Origin of the sequence: Cellvibrio sp. KY-GH-1 (genome assembly GCF_008806975.1) — a bacterium.
In the GTDB taxonomy this organism is placed as follows: Bacteria; Pseudomonadota; Gammaproteobacteria; order Pseudomonadales; family Cellvibrionaceae; genus Cellvibrio.
Map to the genome: position 1 here is coordinate 2,624,109 of NZ_CP031728.1, position 25,591 is coordinate 2,649,699.

Below are 25,591 nucleotides of genomic sequence, written 5' to 3' on the forward strand. Positions count from 1 at the left end.
TTATCCACGGGTAACCTCCTCACAAATGTCAGCAACCTGCGCGGCCGCATAGGGCATAGCCAATTGCTGTGCTTTTTCCGCCATCGACAATAAATGTTGGCGATCAGCTAATTCAGTTGATAACAAAGCCGCCAATTTCGCAGCCGTCAATTCTTTTTGCACCAGCGAAATTCCTGCGCCCACACTGCTTAAGTGCATGGCGTTATAGGTCTGGTGATCATCAATTGCACTGGGCAATGGAATTAACATCGCTGCAACACCTGCCGCTGTTAATTCAGAAACCGTGAGCGCGCCCGCGCGGCAAATCACTAAATCTGCCCAGGCATAGGCGGCCGCCATATCCTCAACAAATGCATCCACCTTGGCATTTACCTGATGCTGCATGTACAGCGCAGTTGTCGTATCTGAATGATTTTTTCCTGCTTGATGCCAAACCAGTGGACGCGACTCACGTGGCAATTGCGCCAGCGCTTCAGGCACTAATTCATTAATCGCTTTAGCGCCCAAGCTTCCACCCAAAATTAATAATTGCGGCGGTGAATTTTTTTCAGCTCGCACGTTATAGCGAGTGGTGACATCAACCAAACCATGAATGTTGTTACGCACCGGATTACCAACGACCTGAACCGACTTTTCCGGCACCGAGCTAAATGCATCAGGAAACGCGGCCAAGACTCGGGTCGCCACTTTCGCCAACAACCGATTAGTCGTTCCGGCTACCGCATTTTGCTCGTGAATGATCAGCGGCTTGCTTAATATTTTTGCAGCCATGCCACCGGGGCCAGACGCGAAACCGCCAAATCCTATAACGACATCCGGATTCACTTTACGCATTAACCGAATTGCCTGCCCCAAGGCGTAGCTAATTAAGAAAGGGGCTTTAAACAAACCCGTAACACCGCGCCCACGCACGCCTTCCACTTTAATTAAATGCAGTGGAATATTGGCTGCCGGCACCAAGCGCATTTCAATTCCGCGTGCAGTGCCCAACCAATGAATGCTATGGCCACGTGCGCGCAATTCTTCCGCAACAGCCAGTGCTGGAAATACGTGTCCGCCGGTACCACCGGCCATTACTAATACAGTGAGAGACTTGCTCATGCTGCCGCCTCCACTAAACGTGTACGTGTTACCTTGGTTGCTTCAGGCACTTCAGGAACATAAATTGCCAATTCCCATTGCACGCGCATTACAAAAGCCATTAACACGCAACACATCAATAAACTACTCCCACCATAACTGATAAATGGCAGGGTCAAACCTTTAGTGGGTAGAAGCCCGGAAGACACACCCATATTGATAAACACCTGGAACGAAAAAAGTATGGCGATACCGAAGGTCGCCAACGCTGCAAACATTTTTCCGGCCGCCAGATTCTGCTTCGCGAGTTTAAAAATTCGTAAAATCAGCGCTGCAAACAAACCCACCAAGACGACCGCACCGACCAAACCAAACTCTTCGGCAATGATTGCGAAAATAAAGTCGGTGTGCGCCTCTGGTAAAAAGAACAGTTTTTGCAAACTATTGCCTAGCCCCAAACCAAACCACTCGCCGCGCCCAAAACCAATCAATGATTGTGTCAACTGGTAACCGGTATTGAACTGATCCGCCCAAGGATCTAGAAAAGTGATCAACCGCTGCATACGATAAGGGGACAAAATTGCAACGGAAGCCAAACCACCGACACCAATTACAATTAACAAGAAGAAGTGCAGCATGCGCACACCGGCGATAAACATCATGGCAAATACAGTTGCGCTCAATACAACAGAGCTACCAAAGTCTGGCTCAAGCAGTAGCAATCCGACAAACACACCGACTACCAACAATGGTTTTAAAAAGCCCTGCCACCCAAAATGCAATTCCTGATACCGACGCGCAAAAAAGCTGGCAAAAAAAACTACCGCACAAAACTTGGCGATTTCCGATACTTGGATAGATATCACACCCAAGCTGAACCAACGCTGGCTACCATTGACTTTTTTACCAATACCGGGAATTAAGACCACTACCAGCAAAAATAATGTGATCAACAAAAAGTGGCCAGAATAACGTTGCCATACACTCATAGGCACAGAGACAACAAATAATGCGAGCACCATTCCCATCAACATATATATCGCGTGACGCTTCGCGAAATACCATGCATCGTCATAGGTAAGTGCGGCAAAAGAAACTGATGCAGACGCCACCATAATTAATCCAATCGACATAAGCGCAAACCACAGGCTCAATAATGGCCAATCGATACGGGCGCTTAACGGCAATTGATTAAATGGAGTGGTGGCAGCTTTGATCATGATGCGTTTAACTCCTGCACTGCAGCACAGAATTTTTCACCGCGATCTTCGTAATTTTTAAACATGTCAAAACTGGCGCAGGCCGGTGATAGCAATACAGCATCACCACTATTTGCGAGGTTAAACGCTTTGTTAACAGCATCCTGCATGCTGGTGGCGTGAGTCACACGTGTAACATTTTCCACCGCGTGTTCGATAATGGGTGCATCACGACCAATCAACACCACCTGACTATTAATTGCTTTTAACGCCGGCGCCAATTCAGTGAAATCCTGCCCCTTGCCTTCACCGCCGAGAATTACAATTAATTGCTGCGGGTCGCGCGCCAAACCCTGCACAGCGGCCAGCGTGGAACCGATATTGGTGCCTTTGGAGTCGTTATAAAATTCAACACCCTTTTTAACCGAAACAAATTCGCAGCGATGCTTCAAACCCTTAAAATTTTTGAGTGCGGTGAGCATCGCATCCATTGGAATTCCTGCGGCATCACCCAGCGCCAAGGCTGCCAATGCGTTGTCCACATTGTGGCGCCCGCGAATTGTTAAGTCGCGCGCGGGCATCAATGGGGTAAGATTCTTTGCGAGATACTCTTCGCCATTTTCCTCGATTAATCCAAAGCTGCCGAAATCTGCATTACCGCCAAAATAAACAGGCTTAACACCTGCAGCAAAGGGCGGATGGGTTAATACGTCCTTGCGATTAACAACAATATGCTCTGCACCGAAATACACCCGCAACTTGGCGAGAATATAAGCGCGCATATTGTCGTAACGATCCAGATGATCAGCACTGATGTTTAAAATAGTGGCAACTTTTGCATTGAGCTTGGTGACCGTTTCCAACTGAAAACTGGATAGCTCCATTACATACAGCTCAACCGCGTTATCCAGCAATTCCAGCGCCGGAGTTCCCAGATTACCGCCCACTGCAACGTTGATACCCGCCGTCTTGGCCATCTCCCCAACCAAGGTCGTCACAGTGCTCTTTGCATTGGAGCCGGTAATTGCCACAATCGGTGCTTTTGCATAACGCACAAATAACTCAATATCACCCACAACCGGAATACCCGTTTGCTTTGCTTGCTCAATAGCTGGAGTCGCCACCGCCACACCGGGGCTAACAATAATTTCATCGCAAGCTAACAGGGTGTGCAGATTTAATTCGCCGCATTCAATAGTAATACCTGGAAATTCCTGCTTTACCTTGTCCAGATTCGGCGGCGTAGTGCGAGTATCCAGCAACACAAACGCTTGTTGTTGCGCCGCCAAAAAGCGCGCAACCGACAAACCGGTAATACCGGTGCCGATTACGGCTTTTACTTTACTGGTGGCAATCATCTGTGACACAAATACGCTCTCTTTCCAAGTGATAAATAGCTGACGATTAACGCAACTTTAATGTCGCAAGACCAATCAATACCAAAATCAGGGTGATAATCCAGAAGCGCACAATCACGCGCGGCTCCGGCCAACCTTTTAATTCAAAGTGATGATGAATGGGGGCCATACGAAAAATGCGACGACCCGTTAATTTGAACGAGGCCACCTGCAAAATTACCGACACAGTTTCCAATACGAAAATTCCACCCATAATGAACAGTACAAATTCATGACGGACTATTACCGCAATTAACCCAAGCGCTGCACCGAGAGCTAACGCACCGACATCCCCCATGAATACTTGGGCGGGATAAGTATTGAACCATAAAAAGCCAAGACCAGCGCCTACCAATGCACAGCAAAATACAACCAACTCGCCCGCACCGGGAATGTAGGCAATATTTAAATAATCAGAGAATTGTGAGTTGCCCGCGAGGTAGGCAATTACCGCCAGAGCACCAGCAACCATAACGCTTGGCATAATGGCCAAGCCATCCAAGCCATCGGTTAAATTCACGGCGTTACTGGTACCCACAATCACAAAATACGTAAACACGATGTAGAACAGCCCCATGTTCAACGCGACATTTTTAAAGAAAGGAATAAATAATTGCGTCTCTGCCGGGTTTTGCGCGGTCACGTATAAGAAAATCGCCGCACCTAAACCCGCAACGGATTGCCAAAAGTATTTCCACCGTGCCGGCAAACCTTTCGGGTCGCGCTTTGCTACTTTGCGATAGTCATCCACCCAACCAACCGCACCGAATACAGCAGTCACAATTAATACTACCCACACATAGCGATTGGATAAGTTGGCCCACAATAAAGTACTCACAAAAATCGCTGACAAAATTAATGCGCCACCCATAGTGGGTGTACCCGATTTCGCGAGATGGGTTTGCGGGCCATCGGTGCGCACCGCTTGACCGATGCGCAACTCCGTTAAGCGACGAATAAACCAGGGGCCAAGTAACAGCGAGAACCCTAAAGCCGTGAGCACGCCTAAAATCGCGCGCACAGTGAGATATTGAAACACCGCAAAGCTGCGCAGGTATTCTTGTAGATATTCTGACAACCAATACAGCATTAGTGTGTATCTCCTGCAGAGTCGCAAAGTTCGCGCACCACCAGATCCATCTTGGAACTGCGCGAACCTTTAATTAGTAAGGTCATGTCTGCCTTGGCAATTTGTTTTAAATGAGCAACTAATGCGGCGCGCTCGGTGAAATGCAGCGCGTCCACACCAAAATGTTGACTGGCGTTTTGACTCAAATTTCCCAGCGTAAAGATGTGTGGTAATTGTTTGTTGCGCGCGTAGTCACCCAAGTCTCCGTGCAAGCGCGCCGCATCGGGCCCCAGCTCGGCAAGATCACCTAACACCAAAACCCCGCACTTTTTTTGCGCCAATACATCAATCGCCGCGCGCACGGAGCCGGGGTTAGCGTTATAGCTGTCATCAATAATTTGCACTTGGTTAACACCAATGTGTTTACTCATACGCCCGGCAACCGGCGCGAAATTCGCAAGACCAGTTTTGATTTGCGCTAAATTGGCACCGACTGCCAATGCACACGCGGCCGCCATAAGTGCATTGCGCACACTATGCTCACCTTCGGCAGCGAGAAAAATTTCGGCAGTTTGACCGTCTGCAATTAGATCAAACGACAAATCCGCATCGTTTAACACAATATTTTGCGCCGTAACATTCGCATTGGAATTATGCAGACCTACTGACAAAACCCGATGATGTTGCAATTGCGCTAACCAAGAGGGAGCAAATTGATCATCAAGATTAACAATCGCCGTTCCATTCGCTGCAAGTGCGGCATAAATTTCGCCTTTTGCTTTGGTAACGCCCTCAATTGAACCAAAGCCTTCAATATGCGCCGGCATTACATTGTTAATCATAGTGACGTGCGGCGTGGCAAGTGCGCACAAGTAACCAATTTCTCCGGGGCCGCTTGCTCCCATTTCAACAACTGCAAATTTATGCTCGGAAGTCAGCTGTAGTAATGTGACCGGAACACCAATGTGGTTATTTAGATTGCCTTTCGTCGCGTAGGTTTTTCCACACTCGGCGAGAATACTAGCGACCATGGTTTTCACCGTGGTCTTGCCGCTACTACCGGTAATACCGATTACCTTGCCGCCAAATAGGCTGCGATTCAGCGCGGCAATTTGACCCAACGCCAAAATGGAATCGCTTACCACCAATTGCGGCAAAGCAACATTCGGAAAATATTCTTCAACAATTAACGCACAGGGATTTTTAGCGACGGCTTGCTCAATAAAATGGTGCGGATCAAAAAACTCACCACGAATCGCCACAAACAACTCACCCGCGACGAGACTGCGCGTATCTGAATTCACCGCACTAAACTCGGCATCACCATAGCGCTGCACACTGAGCGGACGCGTCAACGACTGCGCCCGAATAAACTCTTCAACCCACTTTAATGTAAGAGGCTTGATCATGATTGAGCCCCTTTCGAATCTTCAATTTGATTTTCACGTTTGGCGATGCGACGCTGTAAAGAAATACGCGCGTGTTTGCTATCGCTAAAGGGTAAAGTTTGGGTCGCGAAGATTTGATAATCCTCATGACCTTTACCCGCAATTAATACTATGTCGCCCGGCTTGGCTTGTTGGATAGCAAAGTCGATCGCCTGGGCACGATCAGCAATCACCAGACAGCCGCTGGGATGATTCATGCCACGCAATATTTCAGCGGCAATTCCAGAAGGCTCTTCCGTGCGCGGATTGTCGTTAGTCACAATGACGCAATCACTTAAACGCTCGGCAATTTTGCCCATTTGTGGTCGCTTGGATTTGTCGCGATCACCACCGCAGCCAAACACCGTCCAGACACGTCCGGGCTTATGCTGATGTATTGCATTCAGCGTGTTTTCCAATGCATCCGGTGTGTGGGCATAATCCACAATCACCTGAATTTCCTGGGCAGCCTGATCTACAGTGACCAATTGCATACGCCCGGGAGCTGCTTCCAGCTTTTCAATTAATGGCAACACTTGATGGAGCAAATAACCTTGATCACACACGCAGGCGATAACAGCCAGCAAATTACCCATATTAAATTCGCCAAGCAGTGGTGAATTAATATCTGCCTCTCCCCAGGGAGAAATTATGCGTGCGCGAGTACCCGCCGCATGCAATTGAATATTCTGCGCATAAACATCCGCTTGCCCACGCGTAGAATAACTAATCACTTTTACACCCGCAGGTGCTTTAGCGGCGAGGCTTTTTCCCCACTCATCATCAGCATTGATAACGGCAGTTTTGAGCCCACTAGCGCGTAGGAGTTGTGCCTTGGCATTGCCGTAGCTGATCAAGTCGCCGTGGTAATCCAGATGATCCTGAGTGAGATTTGTAAAAATGGCGTGAGAGAATTGCAAACCGGCAACACGTTTTTGCTGCAAGCTGTGGGAAGAAACTTCAATCGCAATTGAACTGGCACCGGCATTAACCAACTCTGCGAGAATCCTCTGCAACGCAATTGGATCCGGTGTTGTTAAACCGGTAGACGTAAGCAAACCCAGTTGCTGGGACACAGGTGCAATGGATTTTGCATCCACCAGGCCGTAACCGATAGTCCCCACGACACCGGATTTTTGCTGCAACCCTGCCATGAGTTGCGCCGCCAACAAACTGCAGGTGGTTTTACCATTGGTGCCAGTGATGCCGATTAATGGAATTTTCTTACTCGGTTCCGCAAAAAAGCGCCCGGCGATTTCACTGACTTTTTCCGATAGATTTTCCACAGCAATAACTGGCACTTTGCCAAGCCAGTCAATGCCCTGCCAATTTTTATCAGCTTCAACAAAAATTGCCGTCACATCCAATTCGATAGCTTTGGCAATAAAATCACGCCCATCAACTTTAATGCCAACCAGCGCAATAAAAACATCGCCCGTTTTTATTTGGCGAGAATCCAAACAAAGATTACACACAGCAATATTCGCCGCGCCGCCCATATCCAGCTCAGGCAGTAAATCTTTTAACGCAACAAAATGTTGGGAGAGAGTCATTATGTGTCTGACCTCCCATTATTTGCTGCCTGGGTAACCGCCGGTTTGGCGGGAGCAATTTCAGTGGGATCAGCAACTACAGGAGCAGCCTCTTCAGGCTTACCAATATTATCCGGCGTAACTTGCAACATACGCAGCGCATCTTCCGCCACTTTGGAGAAAGCGGGTGCAGCCACATAACCACCGTTAGCAGTGATGCCCGCACCTTTCGGCTCATCGATAATAACCATTGCCACAATACGTGGCTTATCTACCGGCGCCATGCCGATAAACGACGACATTTGCAAATTGGAGTAGCGACCATTTACCGCTTTGTATGCGGTACCGGTTTTGCCCGCCACCGAATAGGAAATTGCTTTTGCGCGCGAGCCCGTACCTTCTGCGGTCACTACGCGCTTCAACATTTCCTTCACTTGTTCGGTATATTTTTCTTCAACAATGCGCTGACCTTCCGGCGGGGTATCTACGCGCAACAAAGAGACAGGCCGCTTGATGCCACCCGATGCAATTACGCCGTAAGCTTGCAACACCTGCAGCGGCGTCATGGTCATTGCATAGCCGTAAGAAATGTTGGCGCGTTCAATTTTTTGCAGGGGTTTTAGAATTGGAATATTGCCAGTACCCTCACCGGGAAACCCGGTTCCCACAGGTTGGCCACCGCCGAGACGCGCAAACATATCGCGCACGGTATTGGTTTCCAGAGCAAAAGAAATTTTGGTCATGGCAATATTGGACGATTTGGCAATCGCCATCGCCAAATCCATTGCACCATAATTGCGGTGATCTTTAATAGGCTTGCTGCCCACCATGAAATAACCGGGATTGGTATCGATAATATCTTCCGGTTTAAATTTTCCGCTTTCGAGCGCGGCAAGAATTACCCAAGGCTTAACCGTTGAGCCAGGCTCATACAAATCAGTAATCACGCGATTGCGCAATCCAACTCCGCGCGCGCGCGCGCGATCATTAGGGTTGTAAGACGGCAAATTGGAAATCGCCAACACTTCTCCGGTAAGCACGTCCAAAATGGCAATGGAGCCGGCAACGGCTCCACTCTCTTCAACCGCTTTTTTCAATTCGCGATGGGCGAGATACTGCAAACGTAAATCGATACTGAGCGTAAGGTTTTGCCCCGGCCGCGCGGCTTTTACCAGACGCAACTCTTTCACTGTGCGCCCACGCAAATCTTTTAAAACTTCTTTTGCGCCGTTCTCACCGGTGAGCCATGCATCGTAAGCCAGCTCCATGCCTTCCTGACCACGATCATCCACATCGGTCATGCCCACCAAATGCGCGGCCACCTCGCCCGCTGGATAATAGCGATGATATTCAACTTGCTCGTAAACACCCGGAATATCCAACGCGAGAACTGCTTGCGCCGCATCCGGAGACATTTGCCGCTGCAAGTACATAAATTCTTTTGTGCCATAACGCGCGAGACGCGCTTCCAATTCCGCTTTGTTTACGTTGAGCGCTTGCGCCAATTCCGCCCAGCGATGCGGAGCTTGCAACAGAACTTTCGGATTAGCCCAGAGCGTAGAAACCGGCGTACTTACCGCGAGTGGGTCGCCATTGCGATCAGTAATTACACCGCGATAAGCGGGGATGGTTTCAGTCCGCAGAGTGCGCGACTCACCTTGATCTTGTAAGAATTCGAAACCCTTGTCGGCATTTGGCAACACTTGCAAGCTAGCAACGTGACCGATCAACACAACAACCAAAACCACCAATACGGCACCCACACCATAAAAACGCCATTGCGCTACTTTAAGCGGCTTGCGATTGGGTTGTGGCGCGGGGCGTGCAGTACGCGGCTCAAATGCTGAGTTACGCTGCGGGCGAATCACGTCGGCACGCGGTGACTGATCAGGTGTGCGCTTCATTGACCACCCGCCGCGGGCGCGATTGCCTTGCCTTTTTCGCCCACCACTTTATTGCCGGAAATCATCACAATATCTTCCGGAGTTGGAGCCATCATATTGAGCTCAGAGATCGCTGCGTTTTCTACGCGACTGTACGCAGCCCAAGTGCTTTGTTCGAGCAGATACTGCCCCCATTGCACCTGAAGTTGCGCAGCTTCGCGGCGCAGGGTTTCCAAGGTATTTACATCGCGACGCACCACTTGCGTAGTGGCAACAACGGCGAACGCCGACGCGATAGCAGCTATCCACAATAACGCAACAACCGCTATCGCCCCGGGCGATAACGGTTTTTGTTGTGATGGATGGCTTCTGTTCATGGAATCCCTGGGTTTATCAGTTGTTTCAGGTCGAACTTTTTTGGTATTTCTTTTTGCTTTATGGTCTAACGAAAACCGGGATCTATAATTTTTCCGCTACACGCATGACCGCACTGCGCGAACGAACATTGATACTCACCTCTTCGTCGCTCGCTTTAATCGCTTTGCCCAGCGAGCGCATACGTTTATTTAATTGGTCATCGCGAATCGGCAGCCCTTTAGGAACCGGATCGCCTTGCTCCTGGCGACGAATAAATCGCTTAACTTCCCTGTCTTCCAGAGAATGGAAGCTGATCACTACCAAACGACCGCCAGGAGCCAATACTTCAAGCGCTTGCTCCAACACTGAATCCAGATCGCCCAACTCGTTGTTCACTTGAATTCGAATTGCCTGAAACGCACGTGTTGCGGGATGCTTGCCTTTTTCCCAAGCAGGATTCGCCTCTTTAATCACTTCTGCCAAATGTTTGGTGCGCGTAAATGGCTTTTTTTGACGTTCGGTGACAATTGCGCGCGCCATACGTTTTGCGAAACGCTCTTCACCATATTCCTTTAATACCCAGGTGATATCTTCTTCACTCGCAGTGTTTACCCAGTCCGCTGCACTCTGGCCGCAGGTTTGATCCATACGCATATCGAGCGGACCGTCCTGCATAAAACTAAAGCCGCGCTCCGCTTCATCCAGTTGCGGGGACGACACCCCCAGATCCAGCAATACCCCCGTCACTTTTCCCATCAAGCCACGAGCGGCGACCAAACTAGCAAGCTCAGCGAAGGAACCGTGCGCAATCGCAAAACGACTGTCATTGCCGAAACGGGAATTAGCAGTCGCAATGGCGGCCAGGTCTTTATCAATTCCCAGTAACTGGCCACCCGTTGCGAGCGTTTGCAGAATCAAACTGCTGTGACCACCACGCCCGAAAGTGCCATCCACGTAAAAACCGGAAGTATCCGTAACCAGCGCCTCTACCGCCTCGTTCAAGAGCACGGTGATATGTTGTGAGTCAGTCACACGGTTACCTAGAAAGAAAGATTTTGTAATTCGGCTGGCATATCGCCATCAGCAGCTTGGTCCATCAGGGCATTCCAACTGTCTTCGTTCCACAGTTCCAACTTATTGCCCAAACCAACCAACATCAGCTTTTTGTCCAGATGCGCGAAGTCGCGCAGTGTGGGGGGCACAAGAACACGGCCATTCGCATCCAATTCCAGATTCACTGCCTGGCCCATAAACCGGCGCTGGATTTTGCGAACCTGCTCGTTGCCCGCAGGTAGTGCCTGAACTTTGGCCAGAACTGGCTCCCATTCAGGCTCGGAGTAAATGAGTAAACAGCGTTCATACATGTGGGCAGTCACCCAAATCCGGCCAGCACTGGACTCGACCAGCGCATCGCGAATGCGCGCCGGTACGGCCATGCGACCTTTTGGGTCCATGCTGATGGAATGACTACCTGTAAACACTTTTCACCACTTGAGGGGTTTTAATTCCACAAAAATCCACAATTACCCACTTTTTCCCACGACGCTCACTATAAGTCGGGGGTGAGTAAAGTCAAGGGAAGCGGCGCGAAAATACGCGCGATTTCACGGGAAAAATCAGGAAATATCGGCAAACAAGACGGGAAACAGCAGGATTCAGGCAGCACAAAAATCAACTTAAACAACAAAATCAAAGCAATAGAATGCAAACCTAATGTAATACATTAAGTTTCAAATTATTTTGCAGTGAAAAATCAGGATTTATAGAAGGATTCGGTCTATATCGACCTTGATAAAACGCGGAAACCACAATAAACAACACAAACACACCACAGAAAATAAATCGGAGTCAGCCTGTAAGCCGATAGGGGCACCGATATTTCAAGGGGTGCAGGCTACCCTAGCGGGAGTTTTGTAGCAATAGCTGTAGCAATCCCTGTGCGCCTCAGACGGAGCGCTAAGCACAGATAAGCAACCCCGCCCCCATTACGCCGCTTTTTTAAAATATCCATTGAACAAAAGAGCAAATAAAAAGGGGGCTTAGCACCCCCTTTTCGCTTTCATAAACTAACTACTTCTTCTTCGGTCGCGCCTGAGTCAAAGCACTGCCCGCCACACTTTTCTGGGCGGATGTTGACTTAGGGTTAGCCAAGATTTTTGCTGCTTTACTAGCAACCGACTTGGAAGTGTACTCATGCTTACTAGACATGGCTTAAAACCTCTTATTTGACATGGCATTGCAAAGGCAGCGCAGTTTTGCAAGAATCATGTCTGATCACGAAAACCCTCTGCCAATCAGCAGAGGGCGCGTTGAAATGTGATCTAGATAAAAACGGTGAACATCTCTTGGTCGGGGCGTTCGCCGTTTTTTTTGGGCTAGGGCTGCTAGATCAGCCTCACCATCTTCTCATCCTAAATCCCCCAAGTCGATAAAACGATCAAACACAACATGATGTGTTTTTTGTTCGGAAAACCTCAATGGGAAGCAAGATAATGCGGTTATGAGTTTTGTGCAAGCTTGAAAAGCTGTGGATAACCATGAAGTTCAGCCTTCAGCCCGCTTAGAAAAAAAACAGCAACTGGATAAACATACAAAAGCCTGTGGATAAAGCTGTTATCACACTGATAAAGATGGAAAACGTTTTATTATTATTGTGCATAAAAAGTGTATAACATGTTAAAAACAACGGTATTACTATATCCTCTCACCGTTTAGATCTTTTTTTCATTACAAACACCATTAATATTCCTTTATTTTCCAGTGCCGCTTTACAGTCGGCAAGCTAATACCCAGCTTCGCCGCCACTTGCGATTGACTAAACTTCTGCTCTTTCAACTCTTGAACGCTAGCTCTTGTCTCAATGGCCACAGGCCGCCCCAGCTTCGTACCATCCGCTTTGGCCCTTGCTAAGCCAGATTGAGTGCGCTCTATCAGCAAATCACGTTCAAATTCTGCTACAGCACTTATGACCTGCATTGTCATCTTTCCGGCTGGACTGGTGAGGTCAACACCCCCAAGTGCCAGACAGTGAACTCGAATACCTTTGCCTGCTAAATCCTCGACCGTCGAACGAACATCCATCGCGTTACGCCCCAACCTATCCAACTTGGTCACGACAAGCACATCACCACTCTCCAGTCGCTCTATAAGTCGATTCCAGCCCTTTCGCTGCTTGGCCTCCACCGAACCAGATATAACCTCCTCAATCGCTCTATGGGCTTCTACAGCAAAGCCAGCGGCTGTTATCTCATGTAATTGATTAGCAGTTGTTTGATCTGCTGTACTCACGCGGCAGTATGCGAAAACTCGACCCATGATTAACCCCTCTTTTGGTATCAAAAAACCTAGAGGTATCATATCAAGAGTATCGAAAAATTAAAAGGCTATTTTTTTGATACCAAAATAACGCAAATTTGGCCGGTATCGGCAACCGTTCGATTGTTGATACTAGAGATCATCGAACAGGTCTTTTAAGGGAACATTAAGTGCGTCAGCAAGTGTTTTGATGGCATCAAGGCTTGGGTTTGCCCCACCCGTTTCGAGCCGTGACATGTAGGTTCTGGCAAAGCCACAATGATCCGCAAAAGCTTCCTGAGTCATGCCGGAGGCAAGACGAAGCTCTCTAACGCGAGTACCAAATGCTTTGCGAATGGATTGATTGGGCATTTGCCCATGCTGGGCTTATGTGCTCTAATCGTGAACACACTAATCGTGACATTGAGATATAACAACAAGGAGCACTTCATGAAAATAACCACTATCTGCAAAGTAATAGTCTTGGGCACCCTAAGCTGCACAACGTATGCATCCAACCTAACAAAAAGTTCACCACAGCAAGCATGCAACGCAATGGCGAAGGTGGGACTAATCACCAACGGCTGGAAAAACAGATATGAAGACTCTTACGGATGCTCAAGCCCCTACAAAGATATTGGCAATGCATACCCCCTGCCGAACAACCTCGCCTTTTATGCCGAAGGTAACAGCTCAAAAGTAGACAAAGTAAAAATCGTCCTTAACTTTAACGACACAAGCAACACAAAAAATGCCTATGCAGAGCTTCAAAAGGCTGCTGCATTACTTGTAACTGAATTTACTGGCTCCGCGATTACTCAGGCATTAAAAACAGCGATAGCATCAAGATCTAATATTTCTACCACGATCAATAACGCATCCGTGACCGTTGAAAAAATTGACTGGCCTAGTGGCGGTTATGAGATACAAGTAATTATTCACTGACACACCTAGTATTTAGAATTCAAGGGGATACCACCAATTATGGAGCTTATTAAAAAATTATTGCTTTGGCTGGTCGGCATATTTTTCGTGATAACCGGCATATCGCTTTTCACACTGTCATACAAAGCAGCTATCAGTGTTATTTTAGCCAGTCTATTTTTAATACCAGCTTCAACGGAATTCTTTTACAAAAAAACAACAATTTCTATAAAGCCGAAAATTAAATTCTTAATAGTATCTGGTCTCCTTATTTCCGCCCCTATACTCGTCAACCAAGAAGAGAAAGAGCGAGACAATGCAATAGCTGCTGCCCAAGCAGAAGCAGAAGCAAAGAGAAAAGAAGCCCAAGAAATGCAATCAATAAATGCAATAAAAAAGCACTTTTTTGAAAACAAAGAATCCGTAATAAGCTCTTTAAAGAGTGATTTTGAAAATAAAAACTATGAAGCAGCAATCTCGAACGCCGAAAAGTATATGATTACTGGAAACACAGAGGTTATAGACATCTACAAAAATGCGAAATCAGCATTAAACGCCATTCAGATAGAAAAAAGAACAAAAGAGCTACTGGAAAAAGCAAAGAAATTGCCAAGCTCCGAGACAGAAGAAAACAAAAACCTATATCAACAATTGGTCAGCATGAATCCTAACAACGAGAAATTTAAAGAAAAATTATCGTATTACGCAGACAAATTACAAAAAAAGCAAAAAGAAGAAAAAGAGAAAGCAGCAGCCAAACTGGAGCGAGAGGAAAAAATAAAGTCGCAGTTTCACCCTTGGGATGGCTCACACATCCAACTTGAAAGGATGATCAAACAACAAATGAATGACCCAAACAGCTACGAGCATGTAGAGACCGTCTATTGGGATAACGATGCTATCGACTCACTAATTGTTCAAACCACTTTTAGAGGAAAGAATGCATTTGGGGGAGTGGTAAAAAATTTCGTTAAGGTCAGAGTTAATTTAAATGGCGATATTATTGAAGTGATAGACCAATCATAAAAGTTTCACACCCAGTAGAAACTGTTTAAATAGGAATCAGAACAATTCATACCGAACAACAAAGTCGCACCAAGACATTATAAGCAAAAAGGAGGCCGCAAGGCCGAGACTGTAAATAAATCTGTGTAACTGTTTATCATTAACCTCATATAGGCAGGATAAACAGTATGAACAAAAAAGACCTTGAAGCCTTTGCGCGCGAAGCAGCAAAGCACATGAAGACTGAGAAAGACCTGAGCGACTTCAGTCAAATGCTCACCAAAATCACCGTTGAGGCAGCTCTCAACGGTGAACTTGATGCCCATCTTGGCTACGAGAAACACCAAAAATCAGGTGCTGCCAATAGCCGCAACGGCTACACCACCAAAACCCTGAAAACGGAAGACGGTGAGATGGAGCTCAAAACGCCGCGTGATCGCGAAGGCAGCTTTGAGCCGCAGTTGGTGAAGAAACACCAAACCCGCTTTACGTCGATGGATGACAAAATACTAAGCCTCTACGCCAAGGGCATGACCACCCGCGAAATCGTAGCCACTTTCAAGGACATGTATGGTGCAGACGTCTCTGCTACTCTTATTTCCAAAGTGACAGATGCTGTTATTGAGCAGGTCGTCGAATGGCAATCGCGCCCGCTGGATTCGGTTTATCCTATTGTTTATCTCGACTGCATCGTGGTAAAGATTCGCCAGGATAAGCAGGTTATCAACAAATCCATTTACCTTGCATTGGGCGTTACCATGGAGGGCCAGAAAGAATTATTAGGCATGTGGCTCTCGGAAAATGAAGGCTCAAAATTTTGGCTGGGCGTGCTGACGGAGCTACAGAATCGCGGTGTTCGAGACATTTTGATCGCATGCGTTGACGGGCTAAAAGGGTTTCCGGAGGCGATTAACGCGGCCTTTCCCGAAACGCAGATTCAACTGTGCATCGTACACATGGTACGCAACTCAGTGAAATACGTGCCGTGGAGGGACTACAAAGCCGTTACGGCAGACCTGAAGCGAATTTACCAATCCATCACTGAAGAAGAGGCACTGCTGGCGCTCGCGCAGCTCGGTGCGCGCTGGGATGAAAAGTACCCGCAAATTAGTCGCTGCTGGCATACCCATTGGGAAAATATACGCACCTTGTTTGCTTACCCTGAAGACATTCGTCGCGCAATTTACACCACCAACGCGATTGAATCGCTGAATAGCGTAATCCGTCAGGCAATCAAAAAGCGCAAATTATTTCCAACGGATGAATCAGCCAAGAAAGTGATTTTCTTGGCAATCCAGGATGCCTCCAAAAAATGGACTATGCCCATTCGCAATTGGAGAGCAGCGCTCAATCATTTTATGATTGTGTTTGATGAGCGATTGATGGATTATCGTTGAGCTGGCAGTTACACAGAATTTTTTACAGGCTCGCAAGGCCTCCAAACACTCAAATGAACAAATACCTCAATTATGAGTTGATTAACTTTCTTATTTCCTTAATGATCAACCCAGTAGATTTCTTAACCAAGCCAACTTTTTTAGATTTACGCCCACCACCCAGAGCATAAGCCCTAAAACTCTTTTTACTTGTCACCTCAACCCTAAAAGGAAATTGATTCTCACCCTCAATCTTCATTGACTGAAGGCGATCATTACGCATTTTTTTAAACTCAGCCCATGACAACGTGCAAAATCTTTTTTCTTTCCTGCAAAAACAAGCAACAAAAACATGATAGCTCAAAGAGAACTGATCATAAGTGTCAATCCACTCCTGGGTAGCCGTGAACTGACTGGCATTATCATGAAAAATATCAGTCGCCATTTTTATTACTACCAGTATACGCTCATCTATTAGCACCGCACTGGAGCTGCCAATCGGATAGCTCACCCTACAACCTTCCATCAAAAATTGATGGCCAACAGTTGCAAGTAAATTAGTACTATTTGTTACATCTAAAATCATTAAAAAATTCCTATTTAAATATTCAAAGTTTTCCCTAAAAATCTCCAGACAATAGCTCACCTATAGGCGAGATGATTGCTCATCGCTTAGTCAATTCATTTTTGTCAATTTGATTTTTCAGGAAGGATTAACGCTTACTGGCTCATTGACCAGAAGCGATTACTGCTTACATCTTTCGTATCTATTTTGGCTAGATAACTCGCCCTGTACATGTAATCACCAAGTTCGCTTTCAGATATTAACGGCATCTCTTTCTTTTTCGATTGCCAGTTCTCACTGAAGTGAAACCCAGGTCTTACAACCCCTTCATCAACATACGACTGCATCACCTTTCTTACTGCACTCCATGTAGCCTTGTGGCCATCAAGAACCAACAGCATGTGATAATGCGGATAGGGTAAGGGGCACCCATCCTGATAGGCCGAGCGAAACACAGCCTTTTCATCTTTTGTAAGTGACTGCTCGTACTCAGGATCACTAGGGATTAGGTACTTTGTTTCACGCACCCACAAATACCGCAGCCTAAATACACTCGCTTTTTTTCGATTGACACCAACCTTTCTGAATTTATCTCGCAGCCGGTCAATGACATCGGAAATTTCGTAATCACTAAACTCGTCAGTAAAAGCAAAAGACAGCATAACCGCCTCCGGCCTCACCATATTTGAATTGATCGCATCTACAGCTAACCGATAAATGCCATCCAAAATAGACTTGTAAAACGCTGTTACTTTATTTTTTTGTATTCGTGCTTGATCTAATATCTTGTAACCCTTGAACTCATATCCTGAGTAAATTTTTCTAACACTTCCCATTACGAATTGATTTGTTACCCTCCTATATTTTTTTACACCCCTTACCAGCACAACCTAAAGACTATTAACCTAACCCAAAGACAATAAAAACTCATCCAATAGCTAAAAAGCTTGGAGATAAGCAATCTACGAAAAGGGACTATTAGGATTGGTGCGGGAAGGGAACCAATGTGGGACACTCGGCGAAAAAACGAGCATCCATTCAGATGCCGGAAGAATTTCCAGACTTAGCTGATTAGATGAAACTACTTAAAAAAACTCTCATCCATTACTAATATTACCATAAGACATCCAAAAAAGTCAAGGCCGAGGATAGATAAAGCATTGACTTTTTTTAAATTTTATGCTCTTTTTTGCTCAAATTAAAAGATTAACTAAAGCCAAAATATCACTCCAGAGAAAAAATCCTTTTAAAAACATAGCGTTAAAAGTAATACACCTAACCATTAGATCCCACACAGAAATCCCAACACCCGATCCACTTTTTTGAATGCGAGAGTGGGAGGGGCTTAGCTAAAGGTATGTAATTGATTCAACCACGGGCTGCAATTTATCCACTGTGTAATGCCCCGTATACACGTCTGTCTGTCCAGCAGATGTTTTTTCATGACCGACAATTGCCTGCACCAAATCTATGGACTGACTTGCACCTCTAGCTTCCGTAATAAACGAATGCCTGAAACTGTGAAAGGTACGCGACTGATTTAAGTCATTCAGTTTAGGGATAGCTAATCCATTGACGAAAGAAGGGAACCAACTTGTGATCTTCCTAGCTTTACCAAAGTAATTTGCGAACAACCGCCCCTCACCATCAACACTACCTACAAACGCCTCAAAACCCAGCTCAAGAAGCTTAGAATGAATAGGAACCAATCGGTTGGCATTATCTGTTTTTAGAGCGCCCGCCTCAGATGTGATTCGCAGATATTTAATACCAGTCTCTAAATCGACCTTTATGTCTTCTCGTCTTAGTTGTGTAATCTCACCTAACCTAGCGCCGGTATAAGCCCCCAAAAGCACAATCCATTTTCGCTCTTCATGCTTGCCGTTGAGAGCATTAGCTGCTCGCAATAATATTCTCACTTCTGAATTACTGAATGGCGCCTTCACCTTAGGCACCTTAATACCAAGATTCAAATCTACCGCTGGCGATTGTTGGATATATTCCTGCTCTTTTGCATAAGCAAAAATTCCCTGTAAAAGCTTCTTGTAGTTCTCTACCGATTTTGCTGCAAGCCTGTGATTTTCGGGTATATCTAAAGCTGCAATCTCAGCTACAGACTTCCCTCTGTATGGCTTTAAAGTCCTTTTGGGAAACTTTAAACAAGCCTGCAAACAAGCCTTTACCTTCCTACCTGTAATATCAGCGATAGGCACATCACCAATAAAATGAAGCAGCACGGGAAAGTTAGTCTGGTAGTCTTTTTGCGCTCCCAGTGAGAGATCTTCATTAGAAATTTTATGAGCCAGAAATTCTTCAAAAACCGCTGAGAGTAAAGGGGACGGAAGAGCTATTGCCTGCTCTGAAACAGTATTTCGCTTTAAAAATCTGGGTATAGGCAACTCTAAAAGGCTTGGTTCCAAATCCTTTCGAAAGGATTCGATATTGAAATATTGAACTTGAGTTAAGTCTTTTATGAAACGGTCATACACGACCGGAGAATCACTGAATGCCTGCCCAACCATGTGTAGAGCACGAACAATCTCGTTACCTTGCAATTCTGGAATATTAGGGTAATCGCTAACCATTTTTTCAACGGTATCGTAAATAGAAATGCCCTCTGCAAACTCTCCCAACCTATTGGTCAGCGATTTACGATAGGCCTCCATACCAGCTGTGAATAGTGCCCTATCCCACTCCGCATCAAGAAGTGAATCCGCTTTGTAAGGCTGTTCGCCAGCCATCAGCATTGAAAACAATTTGGGAGCATAGTCTTCGTAATACTGCAAACAGAACTCATCAATAGCGTCCTGCTCTTCCATTAAGCCATTATCGCACTTGGACTGAAGCTCAAGCTCCAACGCTTTAAATTTATCAACAGCCATGTAATAAGCTCCCGCTCTGGCTAATGCCTGAATTTTTGAAGTAGTGCGAAGGGATTTGATGATTTCCCGCTTACCAAGGACTTTTCTGATAGCAGGAGGGCACACCCAGCGGAAATAGTAATAACCATTGGAGCGTTTTTGTAGCAGCGTTTGTAGCATTTTTTGTAGCAACCTAAGCAAAAGGGGTGAAACACCCCCAAAGCTCAGGCTTTTCAATACGTCGGAGTCAGCCTGTAAGCCGGGTTCTGTCGTGGACAATCATTCATCTGGGACTGATGTCACCATCAGCCTCAAGCAACCTACCCGCCCTCGATACGGGTCGCATCATAGAGGGCCTATTTGGTCTTGCTCCGAGCGGGGTTTACCATGCCGCAGCCTGTTGCCAGTTGCGCGGTGCGCTCTTACCGCACCCTTTCACCCTTACCGTCACTCTTGCGAGCGCTTAGGCGGTCTACTCTCTGTTGCACTTTCCGTGGGCTCACACCCCCCAGGCGTTACCTGGCGCTCTACCCTATGGAGCCCGGACTTTCCTCCCCGATGCACCAACGATCACTCAAGAGAGACCATTCGTTAACACCAGAGCGACTGCCGAGCCGACTCCGAAGTGGCACCTTACTCGCCACATAAGTCGTATGCAAGCAGCATTACGCGACAAAGTCTCACTTTTTTGTGATTTGCGTCACCAAAAGTGCCAGCCTTATTCCAGCCAACAGGCAAAACCTGTCATTAACTGGTATTTTTCGCGCTTTAAGCTATTAATTAGTGGATATTTATTGCCCCCTATTAAGGACAAATAGACTTCACGCTCACATTCACAATAAAAGCTTCAGGAGATTCTCCCGTGAAAGTACGCACACACAACCTGCTGGCAATCGCGATTGCTCTGGCGCCAGCGCTCCCTGTACTCGCCCAAGATGACAGCCCGGCACTGGAAGAAATTCTAGTAACTGCGCAAAAGCGCGTACAAAGCTTGCGCGATGTCCCCATTTCGGTAAATGCGCTGAACAACGAAAAAATTGAAGACGCCGGCATAACCAGTATTGAGCGTATAGCCGATTACATCCCCAGCTTTAACATGACCCAAACAGGCATTGGTACCAATATCGCCATTCGCGGTATTAGCTCAGGGGTTAACCAGGGTTTTGAACAATCAGCCGCCCAATTTATTGATGGCATCCACTACGGACGCGCCCAATTGGCTCGCGCTCCCTTTCTTGATTTGGAGCGAGTAGAAGTCCTGCGCGGTCCGCAAAGTATTATTTTTGGCAAGAACTCCACTGCAGGTGCAATCAGCATCACCACGGCCAAGCCCGGCGATGCACATGAAGCCAAAATCACTGCTCTCTATGAACCAGAACATGGCGAACAAGATGTACGCCTAGTGCTTTCTGGCCCCATCTCCGACACAGTTGGGGGGCGTTTGGCAATTCTGGAGAGCCGCATTGACGGCTTTATGGAAAACACCACTCTGGAGCGCGACGAATCGGGAGATAAGAACCGCGTGGTACGCGCCACACTGCAATGGAAGCCAACTGATGTATGGGACATTATCCTGAAAATGGAAGATGGCTCTTTTGATAGTGATGGCCGTAACATCGAAGTCGTAAAACCCATCGAAATTCCCGATGCCACAGGCAACAAAACTCCCTACGCCAAAGCCCTGCAATTCTTCACTGCCGGCAAGTATTTGCTCGACACAACCCACGACTGGAACCGCCAGTCCAATGGCGACTACAGCTACAATGACACCGAAAACGTAACCCTGACCATCGAGCGCGAGATAGGTGAAAATACCTTAACCTCGGTGACTGGTTACAACGCTTACACCTATGAAGAGCTGTGTGACTGTGACTTCACCGGGGCATCAGGCTTCAACATCCTATCGGATGAAGATTACAGCCAGATAAGCCAGGAACTTCGCTTAACATCGCCGGAAGACCAAACCATCAGCTATCTGGGCGGTGTATTCTTCCAAAGTAGCTCGCTGGATTTTCATGACGCAGTACGTGTACCGAAAGACAGTTTTATCGCTACAGCCTTTACACCATTACTTGGCGCGACGGCTGCTAACTTGCTACGTGATGCGTCTACCCAACGCGACTTTGAGCAGGATACCGATCTGGCAGCAGTCTTTGCCCAGGCAACCTGGAACTTTACCGATTTTGCTCGCCTGATCCTCGGCGCTCGCTACACCGCCGAACAAAAGGATGCGAACCGAATTCAGTACCACGTAAGCAATACTGGCGTAACCTTGCCTGAAGGCGCGGTGACTGACCCCTACAATATTATCTGGAGCCAGTTCAAAGTTGATCCTCATACAGTGAAAGGGGACAGAGATGAATCCGCCTTCACACCGCTGGTTACCCTCCAATTCGATATCAATGATACCGATATGCTTTATGCCAGCTACACCACCGGTTTTAAATCCGGAGGTTTTGATGTTCGCTCCAACGCCGCCCCGAATGATCTGGGCGGCGTTTACCCTAACATTCAGGGCACATGGGAATTTGAAGAAGAGCAAGTCAAAAACTATGAGCTTGGCGGCAAATTCGTATTTGGCGGAGGCTCAGCGGAACTCAATGCAGCACTATTCCGCTCTGAGTTCGACGATATGCAAACCAGCCAATTTGATGGCAGTTTGAGCTTCAACGTTACCAATGCGGGTCAAGCAGTCGTGCAAGGCCTTGAGGTCGATGGGCGCTGGGCAATTACTGACAGCCTGCTCGCGCGTGGCGGCGTTGCTTTTATCGATTTTGAATACACCGACTTCCCCACCTCGCAATGCTATTTCGGGCAGCCGGATAATATTGCCCCGGCTGGCGATGGAGTCTGCGATGCAACCGGAAAGCGCCGCGAATTCACCCCGGAAATTCAAGGCAATGTCGGAGCCGATTACACCATCGAATTTAGCAATGGACTGAAGCTGGTTAACACGCTGGACTTTATCTACAGCGACGAATACCTGACAACGCCATCACTGGACCCTCGCTTTGAACAAGAGGCCTATACCAAGATCAACGCCCGTATCGCATTGAGTGGTAATGATGACATGTGGGAACTCGCCCTGATTGGTAAAAACCTGACTGATGAATCCATCGTGTCTTACGCCAATGGGTTGCCAGTTGCGTCCACCGTGACTCGCGGTACTGGTTCAGGCTACTACGCCTTCTACGAGCGCCCAAGAAGCGTTGCTATCCAGGGTACACTGAAGTTCTAGGTCTCACTCGCAACACCAAAAAAAGGGGCCAACTGGCCCCTTTTTTATTGCTTCATTTTCAAATTCCGGCCATAAAAAAAGGCGCATCCAAGTGGAGGCGCCTCAAAATCGGCAATGGTATTCGGTCAATACCGAGTTCAATGTACCCCCCGAGAAACTCGCTGACAATAGCCTAAAAACGCGCAAAAACGAAATGTAATCGTTTTCAAACAGCCACTAGCGGCGCTTCGCACTAATGCGTAGAAAAGCCGCTTACCAAAGGTTAAATCATCCCAATAATTCCCATTTTTTAGGAAATTTTACTTTTAGGAAAAAAAACATTTTTAATTAAATATTACTATTAATAAAAAATGTATCCGTTATCAAAACAATAAAACAAACCAATGAAACCGTATCCATTATCAAAAATAGCGCAAAAAGCAAGAAAAGTTAATTTCGTTGAAGATTGCATGGCTAAGATTAATAATTTTTTTGGTCAGCCTTAATAGGATAATCTTACTTAAAAATCATCAATTCTATGATTTTCTTACAAAAGCAGAGCATCTAGAAACCCAGGAGCCACCAATGACTCAATCTCTGGCCATTTGGGACAGATATAAACCTATTTCCCTTAGCTGCATGCTCGCTCTATGCCTTGTTGGTTGCCAAACCAGCAAATCACCAACATCCCCCTGGCAGCCAGACCTGGGTAATGGGTTTTATCAAAACCCGATTCTCCACGCCGACTATTCAGACCCGGATGCAATTCGGGCGGGCAATCGCTATTACATGATTTCCTCCAGCTTCAACAGCTCGCCGGGGCTGCCGCTGCTGCAATCTGATGACATGGTCAATTGGTCGCTGGTGGGATACGCGTTACCGCAACAAATCCCCCGTAAGGTGTTTGCAGTACCGCAACACGGTAAAGGTGTTTGGGCGCCGTGCCTGCGTCACCACGATAACAAGTTCTGGATTTTTTACCCCGATCCGGATTTTGGGATTTATGTAATGACCGCCGAAAATTTTTCCGGCCCATGGAGCGAGCCGCGTTTATTGTTGGCCGGCAAAGGGTTGATCGACCCAACACCTTTGTGGGACGACGACGGCAACGCTTACCTGCTCCACGCCTGGGCGAAAAGTCGTGCAGGTATCAATAATTTGCTTACGCTGCGCCGTATATCGCCCGACGCAAAAGCTATTTTGGATCCTGAAGGAAAAATCATTATCGATGCGAACAAATTGCCCGGCTATCGCACTCTGGAAGGGCCAAAGTTTTATAAACGCAATGGCTACTACTATGTCTTTGCACCGGCAGGCGGCGTTGAATTTGGTTGGCAGTCGGTATTTCGCGCGAAAATATTGAAGGCCCCTATGACGATAAAATCGTATTAGAGCAAGGCTTAAGCCCAATCAACGGTCCGCACCAAGGCGCCTGGGTTCAAGCGGAAGATGGCAGCGATTGGTTCTTTCATTTTCAGGATAAGCGCGCCTATGGGCGCATAGTTCACTTGCAGCCCATGGATTGGGAAAATGATTGGCCGGTGATGGGTATTGATGCCGATGGCGACGGGATTGGCGAGCCAGTGTTGACCTATCGCAAACCGGTCCCCGGCAAATTTCCTATAGCAAATCCCGCCATCCATGATGAATTCAATAAACGTGTTTTAGGTGTGCAATGGCAGTGGAATGCGAATTGGAAACCAGAATGGTATTCCCTTGGAGAACGCCCGGATCATTTGCGATTGTTTGCTCGGGTGGATCGCCACTACCAAACTCAACAACACTTGTGGAATGTGCCATCCCTGTTGCTACAAAAATTGCCCGCCGAAGAATTTGTTGTCGACACTGCGATAGACGTCCGCAATATGCGGCCCGGCGATGCCACAGGGTTATTAATCTACGGCTTAAGATATCAGTGGATCGGAATCAAACATCACGCACACGGCAAAGAGTTAGCGCTCGCCTTTTGCGGCAATACAGAAACCAACTGCACCGAACAAATAGTCACCAGCCTGCCATTTAATGGCGACCAGATCTTCCTGCGTATGACGGTCACCAAAGGTGCGCAGGTGCAATTTGCATTCAGCGGAGATAACCTCCAGTTCACCCCCATAGGTCCGAATTTTGCCGCCAGCGAAGGTCGTTGGGTAGGCGCGAGAATGGGATTATTTGCGCTATCTACCGCTGGAACAAATGCCCCGGAAACGTCATTTGTAGATGTGGATTACTTCCGTGTTAGTCCAATTTCCAATTAGCTATTCCGCGCGTCCAACAACCGGCGCGCGTGACGCAGGTCGCTCGCGCTGGCTTCAGCCTTGATCCCACACCAGCAAATCAGTAGCTTTACGTAATTTGTCATATTATTAGCGCGCAAAGGTCACACAAACAGCTAAGGTTAATTTATG

At 47.1% G+C, this 25,591-nt stretch carries 21 protein-coding genes and 1 other RNA gene; 6 read left to right on the forward strand and 16 right to left on the reverse strand.

Annotated elements, in window-relative coordinates; all coding sequences use genetic code 11:
* From murG to D0C16_RS11375, 12 genes are all read right to left on the reverse strand, one after another.
* The gene (murG, locus tag D0C16_RS11320) at positions 1 to 1,101 is read right to left on the reverse strand and encodes an undecaprenyldiphospho-muramoylpentapeptide beta-N-acetylglucosaminyltransferase (RefSeq protein WP_151032488.1); all 1,101 of its coding nucleotides are present in this window, start codon (positions 1,099 to 1,101) and stop codon (positions 1 to 3) included.
* Positions 1,098 to 2,300, reverse strand: coding sequence for a putative lipid II flippase FtsW (ftsW, locus tag D0C16_RS11325; RefSeq protein WP_151032489.1), 1,203 nt, complete (start codon positions 2,298 to 2,300; stop codon positions 1,098 to 1,100). The genes murG and ftsW overlap by 4 nt, the downstream gene beginning before the upstream one ends.
* Positions 2,297 to 3,637 (reverse strand): UDP-N-acetylmuramoyl-L-alanine--D-glutamate ligase, encoded by a 1,341-nt coding sequence (murD, locus tag D0C16_RS11330; protein ID WP_151034900.1) that lies wholly within the window; start codon positions 3,635 to 3,637, stop codon positions 2,297 to 2,299. Before murD ends, ftsW begins: the two co-directional genes overlap by 4 nt.
* A gap of 46 nt (positions 3,638 to 3,683) precedes the next feature.
* Positions 3,684 to 4,766 (reverse strand): phospho-N-acetylmuramoyl-pentapeptide-transferase, encoded by a 1,083-nt coding sequence (gene mraY / locus D0C16_RS11335; protein ID WP_151032490.1) that lies wholly within the window; start codon positions 4,764 to 4,766, stop codon positions 3,684 to 3,686.
* Entirely contained in the window at positions 4,766 to 6,154 is a 1,389-nt protein-coding gene (murF, locus tag D0C16_RS11340) for a UDP-N-acetylmuramoyl-tripeptide--D-alanyl-D-alanine ligase (protein WP_151032491.1), read from the reverse strand. The genes mraY and murF overlap by 1 nt, the downstream gene beginning before the upstream one ends.
* Complete coding sequence (locus D0C16_RS11345; RefSeq protein WP_225318991.1) at positions 6,151 to 7,725, reverse strand: UDP-N-acetylmuramoyl-L-alanyl-D-glutamate--2,6-diaminopimelate ligase; 1,575 nt, start codon at positions 7,723 to 7,725, stop codon at positions 6,151 to 6,153. Before D0C16_RS11345 ends, murF begins: the two co-directional genes overlap by 4 nt.
* The gene (locus tag D0C16_RS11350; RefSeq protein ID WP_151032493.1) at positions 7,725 to 9,608 is read right to left on the reverse strand and encodes a penicillin-binding protein 2; all 1,884 of its coding nucleotides are present in this window, start codon (positions 9,606 to 9,608) and stop codon (positions 7,725 to 7,727) included. Before D0C16_RS11350 ends, D0C16_RS11345 begins: the two co-directional genes overlap by 1 nt.
* Positions 9,605 to 9,964 carry a cell division protein FtsL gene (gene ftsL / locus D0C16_RS11355; protein ID WP_151032494.1) on the reverse strand — a complete coding sequence of 120 codons (360 nt, stop codon included), beginning with the start codon at positions 9,962 to 9,964 and terminating at the stop codon, positions 9,605 to 9,607. Before ftsL ends, D0C16_RS11350 begins: the two co-directional genes overlap by 4 nt.
* An 82-nt stretch (positions 9,965 to 10,046) precedes the next feature.
* Positions 10,047 to 10,976: a 16S rRNA (cytosine(1402)-N(4))-methyltransferase RsmH gene (gene rsmH / locus D0C16_RS11360; RefSeq protein ID WP_151032495.1), complete on the reverse strand. Its 930-nt coding sequence runs from the start codon at positions 10,974 to 10,976 to the stop codon at positions 10,047 to 10,049.
* 8 nt (positions 10,977 to 10,984) lie between these two features.
* The gene (mraZ, locus tag D0C16_RS11365) at positions 10,985 to 11,425 is read right to left on the reverse strand and encodes a division/cell wall cluster transcriptional repressor MraZ (protein WP_151032496.1); all 441 of its coding nucleotides are present in this window, start codon (positions 11,423 to 11,425) and stop codon (positions 10,985 to 10,987) included.
* Between the two features lie 1,258 nt (positions 11,426 to 12,683).
* Positions 12,684 to 13,259 (reverse strand): recombinase family protein, encoded by a 576-nt coding sequence (locus D0C16_RS11370; protein WP_151032497.1) that lies wholly within the window; start codon positions 13,257 to 13,259, stop codon positions 12,684 to 12,686.
* Between the two features lie 132 nt (positions 13,260 to 13,391).
* Positions 13,392 to 13,610: a helix-turn-helix domain-containing protein gene (locus D0C16_RS11375; RefSeq protein WP_151032498.1), complete on the reverse strand. Its 219-nt coding sequence runs from the start codon at positions 13,608 to 13,610 to the stop codon at positions 13,392 to 13,394.
* Positions 13,611 to 13,688: 78 nt separating this feature from the next.
* Here D0C16_RS11375 and D0C16_RS11380 point away from each other — a divergent pair, with 78 nt between their 5' ends.
* The 3 genes from D0C16_RS11380 (at position 13,689) to D0C16_RS11390 (ending at position 16,564) form a co-directional block, all read left to right on the forward strand.
* A complete protein-coding gene (locus tag D0C16_RS11380) occupies positions 13,689 to 14,183 on the forward strand; it encodes a DUF6030 family protein (RefSeq protein WP_151032499.1) in 495 nt (164 codons plus the stop codon).
* Positions 14,184 to 14,222: 39 nt separating this feature from the next.
* A complete protein-coding gene (locus D0C16_RS11385) occupies positions 14,223 to 15,188 on the forward strand; it encodes a hypothetical protein (RefSeq protein WP_151032500.1) in 966 nt (321 codons plus the stop codon).
* A gap of 167 nt (positions 15,189 to 15,355) precedes the next feature.
* Complete coding sequence (locus tag D0C16_RS11390) at positions 15,356 to 16,564, forward strand: IS256 family transposase (RefSeq protein WP_151031701.1); 1,209 nt, start codon at positions 15,356 to 15,358, stop codon at positions 16,562 to 16,564.
* Between the two features lie 70 nt (positions 16,565 to 16,634).
* Here the strand turns inward: D0C16_RS11390 and D0C16_RS11395 are convergent, their stop codons facing one another.
* The 4 genes from D0C16_RS11395 to rnpB form a co-directional block, all read right to left on the reverse strand.
* Positions 16,635 to 17,129: a hypothetical protein gene (locus D0C16_RS11395; RefSeq protein ID WP_151032501.1), complete on the reverse strand. Its 495-nt coding sequence runs from the start codon at positions 17,127 to 17,129 to the stop codon at positions 16,635 to 16,637.
* 134 nt (positions 17,130 to 17,263) lie between these two features.
* On the reverse strand, positions 17,264 to 17,944 hold the full coding sequence (locus D0C16_RS11400; protein ID WP_151032502.1) for an inovirus Gp2 family protein: 681 nt from the start codon (positions 17,942 to 17,944) through the stop codon (positions 17,264 to 17,266).
* A 513-nt stretch (positions 17,945 to 18,457) separates the two neighbouring features.
* On the reverse strand, positions 18,458 to 20,206 hold the full coding sequence (locus tag D0C16_RS11405) for a DUF6538 domain-containing protein (RefSeq protein WP_151032503.1): 1,749 nt from the start codon (positions 20,204 to 20,206) through the stop codon (positions 18,458 to 18,460).
* A 2-nt stretch (positions 20,207 to 20,208) separates the two neighbouring features.
* Positions 20,209 to 20,591: RNase P RNA component class A (gene rnpB, locus D0C16_RS11410), an RNA gene on the reverse strand.
* Positions 20,592 to 20,831: 240 nt separating this feature from the next.
* Between rnpB and D0C16_RS11415 the strand changes: the two genes are divergently transcribed.
* From D0C16_RS11415 to D0C16_RS24440, 3 genes are all read left to right on the forward strand, one after another.
* Positions 20,832 to 23,207: a TonB-dependent receptor gene (locus tag D0C16_RS11415; RefSeq protein WP_151032504.1), complete on the forward strand. Its 2,376-nt coding sequence runs from the start codon at positions 20,832 to 20,834 to the stop codon at positions 23,205 to 23,207.
* A 564-nt stretch (positions 23,208 to 23,771) separates the two neighbouring features.
* Complete coding sequence (locus tag D0C16_RS24435) at positions 23,772 to 24,578, forward strand: glycoside hydrolase 43 family protein (protein WP_225318992.1); 807 nt, start codon at positions 23,772 to 23,774, stop codon at positions 24,576 to 24,578.
* Complete coding sequence (locus D0C16_RS24440; RefSeq protein ID WP_225318993.1) at positions 24,518 to 25,441, forward strand: hypothetical protein; 924 nt, start codon at positions 24,518 to 24,520, stop codon at positions 25,439 to 25,441. The genes D0C16_RS24435 and D0C16_RS24440 overlap by 61 nt, the downstream gene beginning before the upstream one ends.
* The last annotated feature ends 150 nt before the right edge of the window (positions 25,442 to 25,591 follow it).